The organism is Marinobacter sp. DY40_1A1 (assembly GCF_016597815.1).
In the GTDB taxonomy this organism is placed as follows: domain Bacteria; phylum Pseudomonadota; class Gammaproteobacteria; order Pseudomonadales; family Oleiphilaceae; genus Marinobacter; species Marinobacter xiaoshiensis.
In genome coordinates this window covers 314,219-332,085 of sequence record NZ_VCHA01000002.1, presented here as the reverse complement: position 1 = coordinate 332,085, position 17,867 = coordinate 314,219, and the positions used below count along the sequence as shown (strand labels likewise).

The 17,867-nt window shown below is 54.6% G+C and carries 14 protein-coding genes; 7 read left to right on the top strand and 7 right to left on the bottom strand.

Annotated elements, in window-relative coordinates; genetic code table 11:
* Positions 1-14 precede the first annotated feature (14 nt).
* From FFI61_RS07425 to FFI61_RS07415, 3 genes are all read right to left on the bottom strand, one after another.
* The gene (locus tag FFI61_RS07425; protein ID WP_200369792.1) at positions 15-2,576 is read right to left on the bottom strand and encodes an EAL domain-containing protein; all 2,562 of its coding nucleotides are present in this window, start codon (positions 2,574-2,576) and stop codon (positions 15-17) included.
* 70 nt (positions 2,577-2,646) lie between these two features.
* A complete protein-coding gene (locus FFI61_RS07420; RefSeq protein WP_200369791.1) occupies positions 2,647-3,099 on the bottom strand; it encodes a flavodoxin domain-containing protein in 453 nt (150 codons plus the stop codon).
* Between the two features lie 76 nt (positions 3,100-3,175).
* Positions 3,176-4,279 carry a GGDEF domain-containing protein gene (locus tag FFI61_RS07415; RefSeq protein ID WP_200369790.1) on the bottom strand — a complete coding sequence of 368 codons (1,104 nt, stop codon included), beginning with the start codon at positions 4,277-4,279 and terminating at the stop codon, positions 3,176-3,178.
* A gap of 214 nt (positions 4,280-4,493) precedes the next feature.
* Here FFI61_RS07415 and FFI61_RS07410 point away from each other — a divergent pair, with 214 nt between their 5' ends.
* Positions 4,494-6,053: an inorganic phosphate transporter gene (locus FFI61_RS07410; RefSeq protein ID WP_200202272.1), complete on the top strand. Its 1,560-nt coding sequence runs from the start codon at positions 4,494-4,496 to the stop codon at positions 6,051-6,053.
* A gap of 97 nt (positions 6,054-6,150) precedes the next feature.
* Positions 6,151-6,420: a hypothetical protein gene (locus FFI61_RS07405; RefSeq protein ID WP_200202271.1), complete on the top strand. Its 270-nt coding sequence runs from the start codon at positions 6,151-6,153 to the stop codon at positions 6,418-6,420.
* Positions 6,421-6,681: 261 nt separating this feature from the next.
* Here the strand turns inward: FFI61_RS07405 and panP are convergent, their stop codons facing one another.
* The 4 genes from panP to FFI61_RS07385 all read right to left on the bottom strand — a co-directional run bounded on the left by panP (position 6,682) and on the right by FFI61_RS07385 (position 11,408).
* On the bottom strand, positions 6,682-8,358 hold the full coding sequence (gene panP, locus FFI61_RS07400) for a pyridoxal-dependent aspartate 1-decarboxylase PanP (RefSeq protein ID WP_200369789.1): 1,677 nt from the start codon (positions 8,356-8,358) through the stop codon (positions 6,682-6,684).
* Between the two features lie 173 nt (positions 8,359-8,531).
* The gene (locus FFI61_RS07395) at positions 8,532-8,879 is read right to left on the bottom strand and encodes a DUF503 domain-containing protein (protein ID WP_200202269.1); all 348 of its coding nucleotides are present in this window, start codon (positions 8,877-8,879) and stop codon (positions 8,532-8,534) included.
* A gap of 196 nt (positions 8,880-9,075) precedes the next feature.
* Positions 9,076-10,773 carry an isovaleryl-CoA dehydrogenase gene (locus tag FFI61_RS07390; RefSeq protein WP_200369788.1) on the bottom strand — a complete coding sequence of 566 codons (1,698 nt, stop codon included), beginning with the start codon at positions 10,771-10,773 and terminating at the stop codon, positions 9,076-9,078.
* A gap of 2 nt (positions 10,774-10,775) precedes the next feature.
* Positions 10,776-11,408, bottom strand: a complete 633-nt coding sequence (locus FFI61_RS07385) for a TetR/AcrR family transcriptional regulator (protein WP_200202267.1) — start codon at positions 11,406-11,408, stop codon at positions 10,776-10,778.
* 268 nt (positions 11,409-11,676) lie between these two features.
* Between FFI61_RS07385 and FFI61_RS07380 the strand changes: the two genes are divergently transcribed.
* From FFI61_RS07380 to FFI61_RS07360, 5 genes are all read left to right on the top strand, one after another.
* A complete protein-coding gene (locus FFI61_RS07380; protein ID WP_200202266.1) occupies positions 11,677-11,907 on the top strand; it encodes a hypothetical protein in 231 nt (76 codons plus the stop codon).
* A gap of 159 nt (positions 11,908-12,066) precedes the next feature.
* Positions 12,067-13,098: a lipase secretion chaperone gene (locus tag FFI61_RS07375; protein WP_200369787.1), complete on the top strand. Its 1,032-nt coding sequence runs from the start codon at positions 12,067-12,069 to the stop codon at positions 13,096-13,098.
* Positions 13,099-13,283: 185 nt separating this feature from the next.
* Positions 13,284-14,300 (top strand): porphobilinogen synthase, encoded by a 1,017-nt coding sequence (gene hemB, locus FFI61_RS07370; protein ID WP_200369786.1) that lies wholly within the window; start codon positions 13,284-13,286, stop codon positions 14,298-14,300.
* A 66-nt stretch (positions 14,301-14,366) separates the two neighbouring features.
* Positions 14,367-16,508 (top strand): polyphosphate kinase 1, encoded by a 2,142-nt coding sequence (gene ppk1, locus FFI61_RS07365; RefSeq protein ID WP_200202263.1) that lies wholly within the window; start codon positions 14,367-14,369, stop codon positions 16,506-16,508.
* 22 nt (positions 16,509-16,530) lie between these two features.
* Complete coding sequence (locus FFI61_RS07360; RefSeq protein ID WP_200202262.1) at positions 16,531-17,817, top strand: DUF945 family protein; 1,287 nt, start codon at positions 16,531-16,533, stop codon at positions 17,815-17,817.
* Positions 17,818-17,867: the final 50 nt, after the last annotated feature.

Below are 17,867 nucleotides of genomic sequence, written 5' to 3'. Positions count from 1 at the left end.
GCCTTTGTTGATTATTATCCGGGGGCGTGTTGTTTGGTGACTGCTTCACGCCTTTTGGAGAGCCAGGCCAGCATTTGCTCAAGTGGCAGAGGCCGGCTCAGGAAATAGCCCTGAATCATATCGCAGCCCATTCCTTTCAGTAGATCTGCAGTAGCCTCATCTTCCACGCCCTCGGCCACAACCTGGTAGCCGAGGCTGTGACACATGTTGATTGTTGTCTGAACAATAACTCTGTCTTCTTCCCGGGTAGCCAGATCCGTTATAAGCGATCGGTCGATCTTGATCTCGCTGGCGGGTAATTGCTTGATGTAGGAAAGCGAGGAATAACCAGACCCGAAATCATCAATGGAAACCGGAATGCCTTCGTAAGCCAGTGAGTTAAGAGCTTTCAGGGCGTTGACTGGATCCTGCATCATCGATGTTTCCGTGACTTCAAAGATGATCGCACCTCTGTGCTGCAAATGAGCGCCCATCAGGCGTTTTACAAAAATCGGAAAATCCGGCTCCCGGAGGTTGTTGGGTGAAATGTTCACCGAGAGATCGAGAAGGTGGCCACTATCGAGAAGACGGCTTCGGAGCTCAAGTGACTGCTCCAGCACCCATCGGGTGAGTGGTTTGATCAGCCCTGTCTGTTCCGCGAGGGTGATGATCTCGTCTGCAGGAACAGGCTGTTCTCGTGCGGGCCAGCGAATGAGCGCTTCCACTCCTGAGATTCTGCTGGTTCTCAAATCCAGCTTTGGTTGCAAATGAAGCGCTAGCTCATTATTTACAAGGGCTTTCTGTAACGCTGAAACCATTGTGAGACGGCTGGCGCTGTACGAGTCTATGGAGGGGGTGTAATACGCAATTCCCCGCTCACGGGCACGCTCGGAACTCTCTGCTATTGAGGCTCTGCGAATTAACGAAGATGCGTCTGTGCCATGAGCCGGCGACACAGCGACCCCAAGCTGGGCATTTAGCGGGATCTGCATGCCAAGATAGTCAACGGGGCTTCGGATAGCGTCCAGAGCACGTACAACGGCTCGGCGGGCATGCTCTGATGTGTCCGCATCCACCACGCACACCAGGGTTTCCAGGTCGAGAGAGGCCGTGTAAAAGCTGCGTCCATTATGCTGCCCCAGGGAAATTATGCCCGGAATCTGACGCGCAATAGCGTTTGCATTCTTTGAGGCCAACTCCGATATAAGATCGCTGTTCTGGTGGCCAAGAGTCTTGGTCACAGATTGCAGGTTATTCAGGTGGATGACAACAATGCCATGTCGAGTGTCTGGTGACCGGCGAATCAGGTCATTCACCTGCATTTCAAAGTTGGTGCGGTTTGGCAGGCCGGTGAGCGAGTTGTGCAGTGCATTTTCAATGAGTTTGAGTTCAGCAGAGCGCCGGGCTGTCATGGCTTTCAGTTCTGCTTCGCGGGCCTCTACTTTTTCCTGTCGCTCCTGGTTTAACCTTGCCGCCAGGGCCAGGGCGAGCAGAACTGCCTGTAGTGCAGACCCGATTTCCATGCCGTAGGTGGTTATAAAACTGTTTGGGAGAAACCCGGCTTTATTGGCGGCAGTAATGGCACTGCCCACTGATAGTGCGCACCAGGCTATCGTGTAATAGCCAGCTTGGGGGTTGCCGCGTATCCACTGCAGCGGGCCAATTATGGTGAGAAGCAGTGTGCTTGGAATGGCCACAGCGACCGACAGGCGGATGGCTGAGCTGTAATCAAGCACGCCGGTGGCAGCGATCATAATGGCGTTTATGGCGACAAAACCAAGGGCAACCCGATTCAGTATTGGCCCGGACTGTTCAAGCTGGAGAAAAGATCGTGAAAACAGCAGGGTAAATATGACTGCTAAGGGGACGGAGAGCAGCATGGTCCAGCTATGAAGTTCCGGGCTTTTTGGCCATAACAGCTGGAAGGCGGTGCCGTTCAGGCTGGCAATCAATAACAGATAGCTTAGCGTTGATAGTACATAGAAGAGATAAACGTTCTCCCGCAGTGCAAAAAATACAAACAAATTAAAGAAGATAACGCTGATGAGCACGCCGTAATAGATGGCGTGGATTTGTTCCTCAATTGATGCATGTTCGAAAAACGTCTGGGCATTCCATAGTGTCAGCGGCACCTGCAACGTGCCTGTTGTTTTTACCTCAAGAAATATCTGTTGGTCAGTATTGATGTTTGCACTGAACGGGAACAAGAAATGGCGGTTGAGAACGGGGCGGCTTGTAAAGGGGTAGTGGTCCCCGGTTACGGTTGTCTCGGCAATCTCGCCATTTTCCATCAGGTAAAACGCAACGTGATCCAGATGGGAGTAGCTGATTTCAAGCAGATTAATCTGCCTATCAACAGGAACGTTGAAGCGGAACCAGACAGTATCACGGGTGTAGCCAAAGTTAGCGCTACTGTTTGTAAGAGGCTGCCAGCCCGTTGCAGCGGACGCCTCTTCAGGTGACAGCTGTGCGTCCGGTGCCAGACGCAGAAACTCGACATTAGGGTAATGAAAAGCCTCGGCGCCCTGGCAGTTAAACGCCAGGGACACAAGCAGCGTGAGTGCTGCCAGAATGCGAGACCATTGGAACCTTGTCACGATTCACCGCTAATTGTGATTGTTATCCAAAATCAGTATGAACTGTAGCAAATGGCGACTTAAGCCGCGCTTAGTTTGATACAGTGGATACCCATTCACGCACCCAGGGCAAAGCTTCTTCTTCTGGCTCCTGGGTTTCCAGCGCATCAATGCGCAGAGTGTCGCCAACCTTTCGGGCAGCGGTTTCATAAAGTGCTTCTTCCATTAGCTCGCCGGCACCACAAAACGTATCGCCGTAGGAGCTGTCCCCCAGAACAATGATGCCAAAGGGGCGCCCTGGCTGTTGCGGCAACTGGTCCCGTAAAGCGATATAAAAGGGTAAAAGATTACCCGGAATTTCGCCTTCACCGGTGGTAGATGTGCAAACCAGCAGGGGGGATGCATCACCCGTTATATCATCCAACACCGGGTTTTCCAGAACCTTAACTGAATATCCATCAGCATCCAGGGCCTGTTTGATGGCTCTGGCTGTCATTAGTGCGCCTCCGTAGACGCTGCCCACCAGAATTCGAATATCTGTCATGTCATTACCTGTTCTGTGCAAAGCGGATTGCCGGGGTTCCTTTGGTGCCGGATAGTATCGGCCTGGCCAGCCAGCCTCAAGCGCTTGGCGCATTTTGGGTGTCTGCAGCCTGGCTGCGCACCCGAGGTGCAATCCGGTTGCGCCCGGCTTCCTTGGCGCTGTATAGGTGTAAATCGGCCTGGCGAAGCATGTTATCGATGGAATCAGCTTGAGAAATAGAGCAGACACCTGCACTTATGGTTATGGGTAAATCCTGCCCCTGGAAACTGAAATTTTCCCGTGCTACTTCGCTGCGCAAGCGTTCGGCTAATGTGAGCGCTGGAATCAGGGAGGTATCCGGTAGCAGCAACAGAAACTCCTCGCCGCCCCAGCGTGCCGCCACATCTGTTTGGCGGATAACGGACTGCACAACTATTGCAAACTGTTTGAGAGCGGCATCACCAGCGCTATGGCCGTAATGGTCATTAATATTCTTGAAGAGGTCCAAATCGATCAGGACAATGGAGAAGTGATGTCCGGTACGCTGGTACCGGGAAAACTCTTCCGACAGCCGGTTCAGGATGTCGCGCCTGTTGGAAAGACCGGTGAGCTCATCGGTTTTGGCGGCGTGCTCGTGGGTCAGTGCTAGATCCAGTAATTCGTTACGAGCCTTCAGTCTGCTAGCTTCCAGAACAAAACAGAAAATAGATTCAAAGGTCAGCGTTGCAAAAAAGCGAAGCTTGAAGTCACTGCTGTACTCCGCTTGCACAAAAGGCAGGCCGGGAAACTGGAACACAATAATGGCAACCAGATAGACCAGTAGCAGAATCAGGGTGCCGGTTTTCAGATTGGTGAGGAAAAACAACAGAGGCGGAAACACATAGAACCACAGGGGGCCTGTGTTGCTCTCGCCACCGGAGGCTATCAGGTAAGTAAAGAGAAAACTGACAGTAACCAGAAGCCCGGTTTTTTGTACGTCCCGATTACGGTAGATGGCAAACCAGGCCATGTTTGCAGCGACCGGAAGAATAAACCCCCAAAGAGCAAAAGCGTGGCTGTAGTGCGCGGAGCTCCATGCCTTTGCGCCAATGCCAATCAGAGTCAGAATCGCAGCGAGTGACAGCCAGGTGAGCACCAGTGAAATCTGTGCGCTTTCGCGTTCCTGGGCAGCTTGGTAGCCCAGAGTTGAGTATTTTGTCATAGCGGCCCTATAGGTATATGCAACGCTTTTCCTTAGTACTCTGGCTCTTTACCCATTATGAATCAGGCAATGGTAGGTATGCATCTATTTCGAGTGTATTGTGTGACCGGGTCGCGCAGACGCACATTTGTTTCAATTTCAGGGTAAAAAATTTATAGTTGCGCGCAACACGGCGGTTCGTTCTCCATTCAGACCAAATGAGACCTATTCTGTTATGGCCCGTTCAAGCGGATTTCTGGATACCCTTCTTACCAGCAACTCTACAGAGCGATACAGGGTCGGGCTCAGCCTGTTGTTTCTGCTCGGTGTCTGGCTGGCGGTAGGTTCCTTCAGTGAAGGGTTGCCCAATAGCACGCTGCTCATGGCTGCGGCTGTCATCGGCGGCTATATGGCTATCAATATAGGCGCTAATGATGTTGCGAACAATGTTGGCCCTGCGGTGGGCTCTGGCGCTCTGTCTCTGGGCGCAGCGGTTATTCTGGCAGGTATCTTTGAGTCCGCTGGTGCGTTGATTGCGGGCGGCGATGTTGTCTCTACCATCAAGGGCGGCATTATTGACCCCACAAACCTGGAAGATGGCCGTGCCTTTGTCTGGCTGATGACTGCAGCTCTGCTTGCGGGCGCGCTCTGGCTCAACCTGGCAACCTGGATGGGTGCGCCGGTATCCACCACCCACTCTATTGTAGGTGGCGTTCTCGGCGCAGGTATTGCGGCGGGTGGCTGGGGCATCGCAGACTGGGGTGTTATGGCCAAGATTGCTGCCAGCTGGGTCATTTCGCCTGTTCTTGGTGGTGCCCTGGCTGCCCTGTTGCTATTTATTATCAATAAGACAGTGCTCTACCGGAAGAACGTAATACCTGCTGCGCGAACCTTTGTGCCCTGGCTTGTCGCCGTCATGGCGTGGGCTTTTGGCACCTACCTGATGATCAAAGGCGTAAAGAAAATTGTTGAGGTGGATTTCCTTCAGGCCTCTCTGGTCGGTTTGGGTGCCGCTGTAGTTTCCTTTTTTATCGTGCGCTCTCTGGCTTCCCGTCGCGCAGCTACCATGGAAAACAGTGCAGGAGGGGTAAATACCCTATTCACCTGGCCACTGATATTCGCGGCTGCGCTATTGAGCTTTGCCCACGGTGCAAACGACGTAGCGAATGCCATCGGCCCGCTCGCGGCCATCAACGATGCGCTATCTAACGGTGCGATAGCGACGGCTTCAAGCATACCTCTGTGGGTCATGATGATTGGCGCTTTGGGTTTAACGGTCGGCTTGATGCTGTTTGGTCCGCGCCTGATCAAAACCGTGGGCAGCGAAATTACCGAGCTGGATAAGACCCGTGCCTTCTGTATCGCACTGTCGGCTGCGCTTACAGTTATTCTGGCATCGCAACTGGGTTTGCCGGTGAGCTCTACGCATATTGCCATTGGTGGTGTTTTCGGTGTGGGCTTCCTGCGCGAATACCTGAAATCCAATTACGCGACTCAGTTGCACAAGATCATGGAAGAGCGTGATGAGGATGATCTTGAGCGTCTCAAGCCTTTTCTGGATGACTTCCGCAACGCCTCCGTTGAGGAGATGGAGAAGCTTCTCAAGCGGGCCAAGAAGAAGAAGCATGTGCCCCTGACCAAGTCGGACCGCAAACGCCTCAAGAAAATCTACAAAGAAGAAATGGTCAAGCGGTCTCACCTTGTGCGGATAGCGGCTGCCTGGATTATCACAGTGCCTGCCTCGGCCATTATGGCGGCGATACTGTTTTTCACTTTGCGTGGGTTGTTCGTCTAACGAGTTGGCTGGTTGTAACGCGCGGGTTTGGCCATACTGTGTCTATGCTACAGGAGCTTCATGCTCCCCCAGAACTTATTTGCCCGGAGGGTGAGGTATGAGTACACCGATTGAAAGCCGTCGTCAGGCCAAGGTGATTGATGAGCTTCGAGTGTTCATCAAAAAGGTGTTGAGCGATCCGACCATTGCGGTAAAGTCTATCGACATTGCCCGCAAGTATCGTTCACAGCCAGATTCCGACGAGCTGATAGCCCGGGAGATCAGTGCTAACACGACTATCCGTATTCCGGAAAAGTGGAGTGATGCGGATCGAATGTTCCTGGAAATTATTGACGAAGTGTTGGATGACGAAGAGGCGCTTTACTGAGTTAGTTGCCCCCGGAAATCCGGTATTAGAGGCTAGCACGGAGCGAGGGAGGGAATCAGGCTTCCAAAACCGTGCGAAGCCATGGGTGAAGAGCGAAAAGCTCTTCACGGGTTGGCCAAGGACGGCCAACCCAGGATTCTCACTGCGCCGCAGGAGCAATAAGCAGTGAGAAGCGGAGCCGAGCGTACAGGGAGGTATTTACAGTGTGTTTTGGAAGCCTGATTCCCTCCCTTGCGGTTCCTGAAGGGTAATTCCACTACGTCAGGCTTGCTTCTGACCCTGCTCATGCTGTTTCAGCACCGCATCCGCCATTTGGTGCAATATCCTGATTTCGTCCTGAATTCCTTCATCCCCTGAAAGCTCACGTTGCTCTTCCAGAATGTCGGCGAGGATTTCAGGCGTGGTCAGCGGGTTCGCCAGAACAACCCGGAACACAATGCACGGGAATTTGTAGTAACAGGCAGGCTCCAGCCGGGTTCTCGACACAAACGCCTTGCCCCGTTCCCGCTGGGTTTTCTGGATGAATTTTGTAATGCTGTTCAAACAAGCATTCAGCTTTTCTGCCTGCAGGGGATCAGCTAAAGCCAAGGCCTGCTGCACGTTTTCCGGGCAGTAGCGGTAGGTAAGAATGTTCAGCTCAGGGCGGGTCACCAGCTCGAAGTCTGGTTGGGCCTCGATCATTTCGGCGAAGCTTGCCGCCTTTTCGATGCCTTGATCAATCAGAATCTCGTAGCCTTCCCGGGCGAGGATTTTCAGGCCGGAATGGATCAGCATCGACATGCCGGGGCGCGAGCCTTCCAGCGTGGTAGAGCCCAGGTCGCGGGAGCCTTTGCGGATAATGTACTGGGCGTGGTGCTCAACAGCACTAGCCAGGCTGGGGTCTTTGAATACCACCAAACCAACACCCATAGGCACATACAGCTGCTTGTGGGCATCGAAGGTGACTGAATCCGCCTTCTCTATGCCCCGCAACAAATGCCGGTAGGTCCGGGAGAACAGTGTCGGGCCGCCCCAGGCTGCGTCTACGTGGAAATGGGCACCGAATTCCCGGGCGATGTCTGCCATGGCGTCCAGCGGGTCAACGTTGCCGGTCTCGGTGGTGCCGGCAATGCCGCAGATGGCCATAACCTTGATTTTCTGTTTCTGCAGCTCCAGACACTTGTCGCGCAGGGCGTCGGTCTGGATTCGGTTGTCGTCGTCTGTGTCTACCGCCACCAGGGATTCACGGCCAAGGCCTAATACATCGGCGGCTTTGCCCAGAGAATAATGCCCTCGGCGGGATACCACTATGGCAGCACCTTCGTAACCGTAGTACTTCAGTGCGCGGAACAGACCTTCCTGGTGCAGTCCACGAAAGCTGCCTTCAGCGGGGAAAGCGCGGTTGCGAGCAACCCACAGTGCTGTCAGGTTGGCGACTGTGCCACCTGAGCACATGGCCCCAAGGGAGTGGCGAGGGTCGTGCATCCACTTCCGGTAAAAGGCGCCGTCTTCCTGATACACCAGCCGGTGAATCATGCCCAGAACCTGTCGCTCCATGGGCGTAAAGGCCTTGGAGGTTTCAGTTTTTACCAGGTTCTGATTCAGGGCGATCATGATTTTCGACAGCGGCAGCATGAAGTAGGGCAGCGCTGATGTCATGTGGCCGATAAAGGCGGGTGATGCTGTGTGAACGGAGTTGGCAACCAGTTTGTCGAGCAGGAACTGAGCCTGCTCGGAAACGAACACGGGCTTTTCCGGGATGGCGTAGTCGGAGAAGTTTTTCTCGACGTCTGCAAGATCCCGTTCAACGGCAACAATGTGCTCCTGCAGGAAGCCTGCAAGGTTGCTGGAAATATTCTGGTCAATACGGCTAAGTGTGGACTCCGGTGCCTCGGGCACGGTGAACACGCGATACATGGCTTCAATGGAGGCCTGGGCCGTTTTTTTCTTGCCGGTCATAGATACCACACACGATCAGTGGTCATCCGCAGGGCCTGTTCCGGATGCCCGACGGATACAGCCGGGGTCTGTTTCCGGCATTGGTTACTTGTCACCTGTAGCTTCCAGGCACACTGGCATCCCTGAGGGGGCGTAGTATACGGGCTGCTCAAATGTTGTGCCACTGGGCTTGTTCAGAGAATTTCCCGGTGTATGTCGAGTATGGCTGCATCGACCTTTTCCTGAATGGCTTTTTCTACCTGATCGAGGCGCTGGGTGATTTGTTGCGAGGAGGTGCCGAGGGCTGCGATGGTCCAGGTGGCGCAGTCGAGAGCTTCCAGGTCAGCGGTTTCTGCCACGGCCAAGTCGGGCTCTTTGCCCCAGACAGCGCGTAGCGGGGTGAAGACTTTGCGCTTGGCTTTGAGGTCCTCACAGCCGTAGAGCTGGAAGTGCAAGGTGAGTACGCCTACGTGGGGTGTTATCGCGGTGTTGTGTTGGGGCGCTTTGCCCTCTTTCAGCAGTCTTCTGAGTGTTTCAGACATAGATTTTCCGGCTTTGGTGCTGGAACCGACGAGGCAAGGCTTTCCAAAACACGCTCCTTGCGGCACATCCATGTGACGCTTGGGCTCCGCCATCCCTGGCTCCGCACAGTTTTGGAAAGCCTTGCCTCGCCGGTTCTCGAACAATTCAAGTGGAGTCCAACAAGCTCATATATTGATGTCTTGGTGGACACCAGCTCTAGCCTACTACAGGCGTTGCCCGCTTGATAATAGCCGCAGCATCAATCCCCGAGGGCAGGTTGCCGTAGTTCATGCCGCCATTGGACTGCAGCCGTGAAGCGCAGAAGGCATCGGCCACGGATTTGTCACCGTTGCGTAATAGCAGGGAGGCTTGCATGACCAGGGCCAGCCGGTCAACCAGGTTGCGGGCGCGGTACTGGAAGTCGCTGATGTCGGCGAAGTCATTTTGCAGCTGTGCCAGGAACTGGTCGAAGCGGCGGTCTGCCCCCTTTGCCTTGGCGGCCTCCAGGAAGAAGGCATCGAGGGTTTCGGGTTCTTTCTGGATGGCGCGCAGGGTGTCCAGACACTGTACGTTGCCGCTGCCTTCCCAGATGGCATTCACCGGGGATTCACGGAACAGGCGGGGCATGATGCAGTCTTCCATCACGCCGCTGCCGCCAATGCATTCCATGGCTTCGTAGGCGTGGTTAGGTGTGCGTTTGCAGATCCAGTATTTGCCAACAGGTGTAGCAAGCCGTGCCAAAAGGCGTTCGTGTTCCTGATCCTGGCTATCCAGTGCTCGGGCGATTCGCAAGGTGTAGGCGAGGGCGGCTTCGTTCTCCAGGGCCAGGTCAGCAAGTACGTTTTGCATCAGTGGCTGGTCAATGAGCCTGTTGCCAAAGGCGCTCCGGTGACGGCAATGGTGAGTGGCCTGAGCGACGGCCTGGCGCATGCCTGCAGAGCTGCCAATCATGCAGTCGAAACGGGTCATGGCAACCATTTCTATGATGGTAGGTACGCCGCGGCCTTCTTCGCCAATCATCCATGCCAGTGCGCCGCGCAGCTCTACTTCGCTGGAGGCATTGGCTACGTTGCCCATTTTGTTTTTCAGGCGCTGGATCTGCCAGGGGTTTTTGGTTCCGTCCGGGCGCCAGCGTGGCATCAGGAAGCAGGACAGGCCGCCGGGGGCCTGGGCCAATACCAGAAAAGCATCGCACATAGGTGCGGAGACAAACCATTTATGGCCTACCAGCTCATAAGCCTGGCCCGGGCCTTTGGCTCCTACCGGGTAGGCCAGGGTGCTGTTTGAGCGTACGTCGCTGCCACCCTGCTTTTCGGTCATTGCCATGCCAATGGTTACTGAGCTCTTCTGGCTATCGGGGACGTTGCGGGAGTCGTAGCTGTTGGCCAGTATTCGGGATTCCCAGAGCGCTGCAAGCTCCGGTTGTTTGCGAATGGAAGGCATGGCCGCAAAGGTCATGGTGACCGGGCAGCAGTGTGCAGCTTCCACTTGGGAGTGCATATAGTATTTTGCTGCGCGGGTTACATGTGCGCCTTTGCCGGGGTTTGTCCAAGGGCTGCTGTGAAGACCGCTTTCAAAGGCAATGCCCATCAGTTCGTGGTACGAGGGGTGGAAATCCACTTCGTCGATGCGGTGGCCAAAGCGGTCGTGGGTATTGAGCACCGGTTTATTGTTATTGGCCCGAAAACCGAGATCGATGGTTGCGGCGCTGCCAGCCAGCGCGCCAAAGGCTTTCAGGTCGCTTTCCGCCTTCCCCGCTCCTTCGCGGTGCACAGCCTTCTGCAGGGCAATGTCCTGCTCATACAGGTTGTAGTTTTCCAGCGGTGGGGGCTGGTTGACTACCTCGTGGGTGATCGCCAAATAGCGATCACCATGTTCTTCGGGTGTTCCGGACGTGGGCTGTGGGGTATTCATAACTACCTCCTCGTGCCGGTCAACCCCTGTATGCAAAAGCAGATGATGGTGTTGACCAGCTGGTCGTTGTTCTCGGTTTCTTTTTCGGTTGCCTGCCCGATCTGGGTTGGTGATAAAGGCCCAACCAGGCTTTCCGCAATAGCCCCCACCAGGCAGGTGCTGCTTTGGCGGGGGTTCTGATCCGGAATGCACCCTTCTTCGATACCTTCCCGGATCGCCTGTTCAAACAGGCCGGCGTAGGCCTTTCGGTAAGCCAGCCGCTCTTCCTCAACTTTCGGGTCCACCGGCTCTGCAATGAGGGACCAGGCCATTACGGGCCCTTTCAATGCGCGCTCGGCAAATTGCCGCAATGCTTTTTCCAGTCTCTCTGTAGCACTTCCCGGTGTTGCCAGTGCTTTCGTAACCTTGTCTATTTCACGCTGCGTGGCCTGTCGGAAGATTTCAGCAAACAAGTCTTCTTTCGACTCGAAATGCCGGTAGATCGTTCCTGTGGCAACATTCGCAAGCTGCGCAATGCGAGTAATTCTTGCGTTGCGAAAGCCGCCTTCGGCAACGCACTCATAGGTGCACTCAGCGATCCGCTGACGTGCTGCGGCTTTACGCAGTCGCATCTTTTCCGTTTCACGATAAGCCATTTCGGGCTCCCGCTATTAGTGAATATTGATTCATTCTTTGGTTCAGGGCAAACACTTTTTTTTACCTTTATTTTATCTTTAAAATTCATCAGGTTAGTGGTTGTTACAAATATTTACAAAAAACATGTTGTCGGTAATAGCTCTGTCGTGAAAAGCAGATTATAAAGACGCCAAGACGGCGCCGCAGTAGCGGCTGGTCGAGGCGGAGTGCGGCTGCTTTATTTGGTTTGCCGCGCTTGTAACACTGTTTTCGTTGATGGAGAAAACCATGAGCGAGTTCGACGAAAGCAATCTGGAGCAATCCGGTAACTGGGCTAGTACGGGCAGCGAGAGTGACGATACACATTCTATCGCTGGCAGGGCACGGGTACGGGCGCAGCTACAGCAGGATATCGATGCTTTCCTGAGCCAAGGCGGCAAAATCCAGGAAGTTGAGACATCTTTCCGCGTTGACTCCCCTCGTAAGGTGGAGACAGGCTTTAATAACCGCGCGCTCTGAGCATTGTCTTTGCAGGCCGGGGCTGCATGCTCCGGCCTGTTTTTGCGGTCTGTCTCGGTCACGCGCCCAGTTTCCGCTTAATATGGCTCTTGAAAGCGTTACGGTCCTTGTTTCCCCGGATTGTAGCCAAGCCACCTATGGCCGGAACTGACCTCTATCATGAAATCTGTTTCCAAACTCTCCTTTGCCGTCCCCGTAATCATAGCAGTTGTGATTGCACTCTGGCTGCTGGCGGATAGTGCCCGAAATCAGCCTGTTTCCGTTCGTTCTGCTGAACGCCCCGATAATCTGAGAACGGATGACGCGGGCTTTGCTGCTGGCCGGCTGCAAAATCCTTCCAGACTTGTTGACGACTCCGCTGAGCTTGAGGTGCCAGAACAGTTACCGGCGTCGTTGGAAGGCACAACGGAGCCTGGCGGTTGGGCGATAACAGACCGTTTTGGCAACCTCATCCCCACAGGGGAGTTGCGGCAGTTGTTTGAGTACTATCTATCGGCTTTGGGTGAAGAAGATCTGTCGCAGTTGGTAGCAAGAGTACGGCTTGCCCTTTCAGTGCTGGAAGAGCCTGCGCGAGGGCAGGCTCTCGACACTCTTGGCCGTTACCTGGATTACAAGCTTGCCTTGTCGGATCTTGAGGCGGCTTACGGAGAAGCAGGGATTTCCGGTTCGGGTGAAATGGAGCGCCGGATGCTGGAGATTCAGGCGTTGCGTAGAACCTGGTTGGACGCAGATACGGCGGAGGCTTTTTTTGCGCAAGAAGAAGCCATAGATCGCTATCAACTCAGAAAGCGAAGCATTGCCAGAGACAGCAATCTGACGCACGAGCAGCGCGAGAAGGCCTTTGCCGAGGCTGAAATGGCCTTGCCTGAACCTCTGAGGCAGGCTCGCGAGGATACTCGAAAGTTTTCTCGCTATGAGCAGGCGCGAGAAGAGATGGCTAACGACCCGGAGGCTTTGCGAGCCTGGCGGCGTCAAGAATTTGGTGATGAAGCTGCCCAAAGGTTGGAAGCATTGGACGCAGAACAAAGGGATTGGAATCGTCGGTGGCAGTCGTATGCTCAAGAGCGTGATGCCTTGGCGGAGTCTGGCTTGGCAGAGCTTGAGAGAGAAAAAAGTCTGAGCCAGTTGCGGGAAAAGTATTTCAGCGAAGCTGAGCGAGTCCGGGCCAGGGCGCTCGATTCTATTCAATAGCAAAGCTTACAAAAAATGAGCCTCCCGGAGTCTGCTGCAGATTGAATGTTGCTCCGCAGACAGCGCTTGCCTACGTTGGTAGCCTGCAACCAGCAGCCCCGGAGGTGTATGATGGTGTCAACGGTGCCGCCAGGGTGCCAGGATTTCCAGTCCTACTCATTATTGTGCCATTCAGGAGGCTTTCTGTGTCTTTATCAACGCCACGTGTTTTTCCAGCTACCCGTTTGCGTCGCAATCGCGCCAGCGATTTTTCCCGTCGGCTGGTAAGGGAAAACCAACTGACGCCAGACAACCTGATTTACCCGGTTTTTGTACTGGAAGGGGAAGGACAGCGCGAGCAGGTGCCATCCATGCCGGGGGTGGATCGCCTGAGCATTGATTTGTTGGTTGAGCAGGCTGCAGAGCTGGTGGAGCTGGGGATTCCTGCAATAGCCCTGTTTCCAGTTGTGTCTGCGGAGAAAAAGAACTTGTCCGGCTCCGGGGCCTGGGATTCCGACGGGCTGGCACAGCGGGCTGTTCGGGCACTGAAAAAGGCTTATCCCGAGCTGGGCGTTATCACGGATGTGGCACTGGATCCGTTCACCACCCATGGCCAGGATGGCATCATCAATAACGAAGGCTATGTGCTGAACGACGTTACCGTTGAAGCCTTGGTTAATCAGGCGGTTTCACACGCTGATGCCGGTGCAGATATCGTTGCGCCCTCCGATATGATGGATGGCCGTGTTGCTGCCATTCGTGAGGCGCTGGAATCCGCAGGACATATTAATACGCGTATTCTGGCCTATTCTGCCAAGTATGCTTCCGGTTATTACGGCCCATTCCGGGACGCCGTCGGTTCGGCCGCCAATCTGGGAAAAAGTGATAAGACCACCTATCAGATGGACCCGGCCAACAGCAATGAAGCGATTCATGAAGTGATGATGGATCTTGCCGAGGGCGCTGACATGGTGATGATCAAACCCGGCATGCCGTATCTGGATATTGTGCACCGGATAAAAACCGAACTGCAGGTACCAACATTCGTGTACCAGGTTAGCGGCGAGTACGCTATGCATATGGCGGCGGAGCAGAACGGCTGGCTTGACGGAGACACTGTCATGATGGAGAGCCTGATGTCGATGCGTCGTGCCGGAGCAGATGGCATTCTGACATACTTCGCCGTGCGAGCCGCCCGCCTGATGCGGGACAAGCAGCGCTGAGGCTGTTAACGGACTACCCCTTGTCGGGAAGAGGCAGGGGGGTAATCAGACAGGAAATCAAAGGCCATGAGAGCGGAAATTGTCAGAAATCTCACAGCAAGCGGGGGGCAGAGCGTACCCGCTCCCATAGACCTTCCAGCTGAAGGTGAAGTGATTGATCTGGACGCCAGTGAAAACTACTTCAACCGTGAGCTGAGCCAGCTTCAGTTCAATTATCGAGTATTGAAGCAGGCGCTGGATACCACTCATCCGCTGATTAACCGGCTGATTTTTTGCTGTATTTTTAGCAGCAATATGGACGAATTCTTCGAGATTCGGGTGGCAGGGCTGCGCCAGCAGATCAAATACGGCCGGGAAACCCTGGGCGCTGATGGGATAATGCCGGAACAGGCGCTGAGCGAGATCAGCCGCATCGCCCATGAATATATCGACGAGCAGTACGACATTCTGAACCATGTGCTGATTCCCGAAATGGAGCAGCAAAACATTCACTTTGTGCGGCGTATGGAATGGACGCCGGAACAGGCAGAGTGGGTGCGCAATTATTTCGATGAAGAAATTCTGCCGGTGGTCAGCCCTATAGGACTGGATCCTTCTCACCCTTTCCCCCGGTTGGTTAACAAAAGCCTGAACTTTATTGTCGAACTGGATGGCAAAGACGCCTTCGGCCGGGAAACGGGGATGGCTATTGTGCCGGCGCCGCGCTCCCTGCCCAGGCTGGTGCGTTTACCGGATGAAGTCTGCAACGGCGGAGAGAACCTGGTTTTTCTGTCTTCAGTGATCCACGCCCACGCTGATGAGCTATTCCCGGGTATGGAGGTCAAGGGTTGTTATCAGTTCCGGCTCACCCGCAACGCCGACCTTGAGCTGGAAGACGACCTTGAAGATCTGGCGTCCGCATTGCGCGGTGAGTTACTCAGCCGGCGTTTCGGTGATGGTGTTCGGCTGGAGGTTGCGGATAACTGCCCTCAGGAGCTTGTGCAGTTCCTGCTCACGGAATTCGGCCTCGGGCAAAGAGATCTGTACCAGGTGAACGGGCCGGTTAACCTCACACGACTGATGGCGGTCACCGGCTTGGTGGATCGCCCTGATCTGCTATATTCCAGCTTTTCGCCCACCATACCCCGGCAGATCCGCAGCAAAGAAACCATATTTGATGCCATACGGAAACGGCCAATATTGCTGCATCATCCATTCCAGAACTTCAGCCCGGTTGTGGATTTGCTGCGTCAGGCCGCGAAGGACCCCCAGGTGCTGGCTATCCGCCAGACCTTGTACCGCACTGGCGCCAATTCGGAGGTTGTTGAAGCACTGGCCGATGCGGCCAAACGCGGTAAAGAAGTGACTGTGGTGGTCGAGTTGCGGGCCCGGTTCAGTGAGGCGGAGAACCTGGAGTTGGCCAGCCGTTTGCAGGAAGCCGGCGTGATCGTGGTGTATGGCGTTGTGGGCTATAAAACCCATGCCAAGATGATCCTGATTGTACGCCGTGAAGAAGGTCGGTTGCTCCGCTACGTGCACCTGGGAACCGGAAACTACCATGCGGTGAATGCTCGGCTTTACACCGATTACAGTTTCATGACCTGTGATGATTCCATTGGTGACGATGTTAACAAAATCTTTCAGCAGTTAACCGGTATGGGGAAGGCTCTGAAGATCAAGAAGCTGTTCCATGCCCCGTTCACCCTCCACAAGCGGTTGCTCAGCTTGATTGAGCGTGAGACAGCGTTGGAAGAAAAAGGCCGTATCATTTTCAAGATTAACGCCTTGACAGAGGTGCAACTGATCAAGGCCCTCTATCGTGCTTCCCAGGCCGGGGTGCAGATTGATTTGATAGTGCGTGGTATCTGCAGTATCAGGCCCGGGGTTCCGGGCCTCTCGGATAATATTCGTGTGCGCTCCATTGTGGGGCGGTTCCTTGAGCACACACGGGCTTACTATTTTGGTAACGACGGTAAGCCTGACGTGTACTGTTCAAGTGCAGACTGCATGGAACGCAACCTGCTAAGCCGGGTTGAAATTGCGTTTCCAATTGAGGACCCGGATCTGGTAGCGCGGGTGCGCGAAGATCTGGATACTTATCTGGCGGATAACTGCCAGTCCTGGATGTTGCAGCCCGATGGCAGTTACGTTCAAAATCAACTGGCCGAGGGTGAGGAGCGAGTGGCCTCGCAACTGGTTCTTCTGGAGCGCCTGACGGGCAAATCCTGAAATTTTCAGACGGAGAGAGTTCTTGAAAGCAAAATGGATCATTGGCGGTGCAGGTGTTCTGGTTGTCGCTGGCGCAATGCCATGGGTCGTGGGTTATGTAACCGAACAGCAGTGGCAGGAGGTTACCCATGAGCTGAATCAGTCGCAGCCATTTATCCAGATGCAGACGGATAACTATCGCAGGGGCTTTTTCGGCTCGGACATGAGTGGAGCCGTAACCATGGTTGACCCTGAGAGTGGTCAAACCCGCCGGATAGCTTACCGTGCCGGCGTCACCCATGGCATAACCGGTAGCTTTATGAATTTCGTGCCCGTTGATGGTTGGACACCGCAAGGCGCCGACTGGTTTCAGGAGCGGCCAAGGCTGACTCTGGAAACGCGCCTCTGGGGTACGGCTGTGCTGGAGCTGGAAGCGCCGGCTATGGCAATCACTAACCCGGAGAGCGGTGAATCACTGAGAGCCAGCGGCGGTGTTGCGCGTATTGAAATAAGTGACACAGGATCCCAGGCTGAAGCGCTGATTGTCTGGCCACAGGTTAGTCTGTCCGGGCGGGATATGAGCATCCGGGTTAATAATTTCCGGGTTGAACAGAGCATGGCTCATCTGGTGGGTGGCGTCTGGACCGGAACCATGGAAGCGTCGATAGGCTCTGTTGAATTGACACCTGCTGAGGCCTCCACGGTAACCATCGAGGGATTGCTCGCTCGCAGCAGCACCGAGGCGAAGGGCAAGGCGCAGCGCCTGGATTCCCTGTTATCGATTGAGGCGAAAAAGGTTCGTTATCAAGATCAGGCCTACGGCCCACACAAGCTGGCGTTCGCTCTGGAAAACCTCGATGTTGCCAGCTGGAACAGCTTAAGCACCAGTATGGCTGAACTTCAGGGCATGGTGTTGGCACCTGATGCCGGAGGTCGCGAAACCTTTGAGCGGCAGATGGAAGCCATGGGGCAGGTGAATACGGCAATGAGAAATCTGGCAGCAGCAGGGTTTTCGATGGGCGTTCCTGAGTTGTCTTTGGACACGCCGGAAGGAGCAGTAACCGGCAACCTGGTGCTCAGCCATCCAGAACTGACTGAAGATCAGAAAGAGAGCATGTTGATGGTGATGCAGCAGCTCAATGGAAGTATGAATTTGAGTTTGCCTGCCGTGCTGGTGGATGAATACCCGGCAGTGCGTATGCAGTTTGCGCCACTCATCAAAGAAGGTCTGTTGGTGCCCGATGGCGACCGGCTGGTGCTGGCAGCAAAACTGGCCGGCATGGTGATTGAGGTTAACGGCCAGGAAATCCCCTTGCCACCGGTGTTTTAAAGCGGTTCAAGGCAACAAAAAAGCCCCACGAAGGGGCTTTTTTGTTGCCG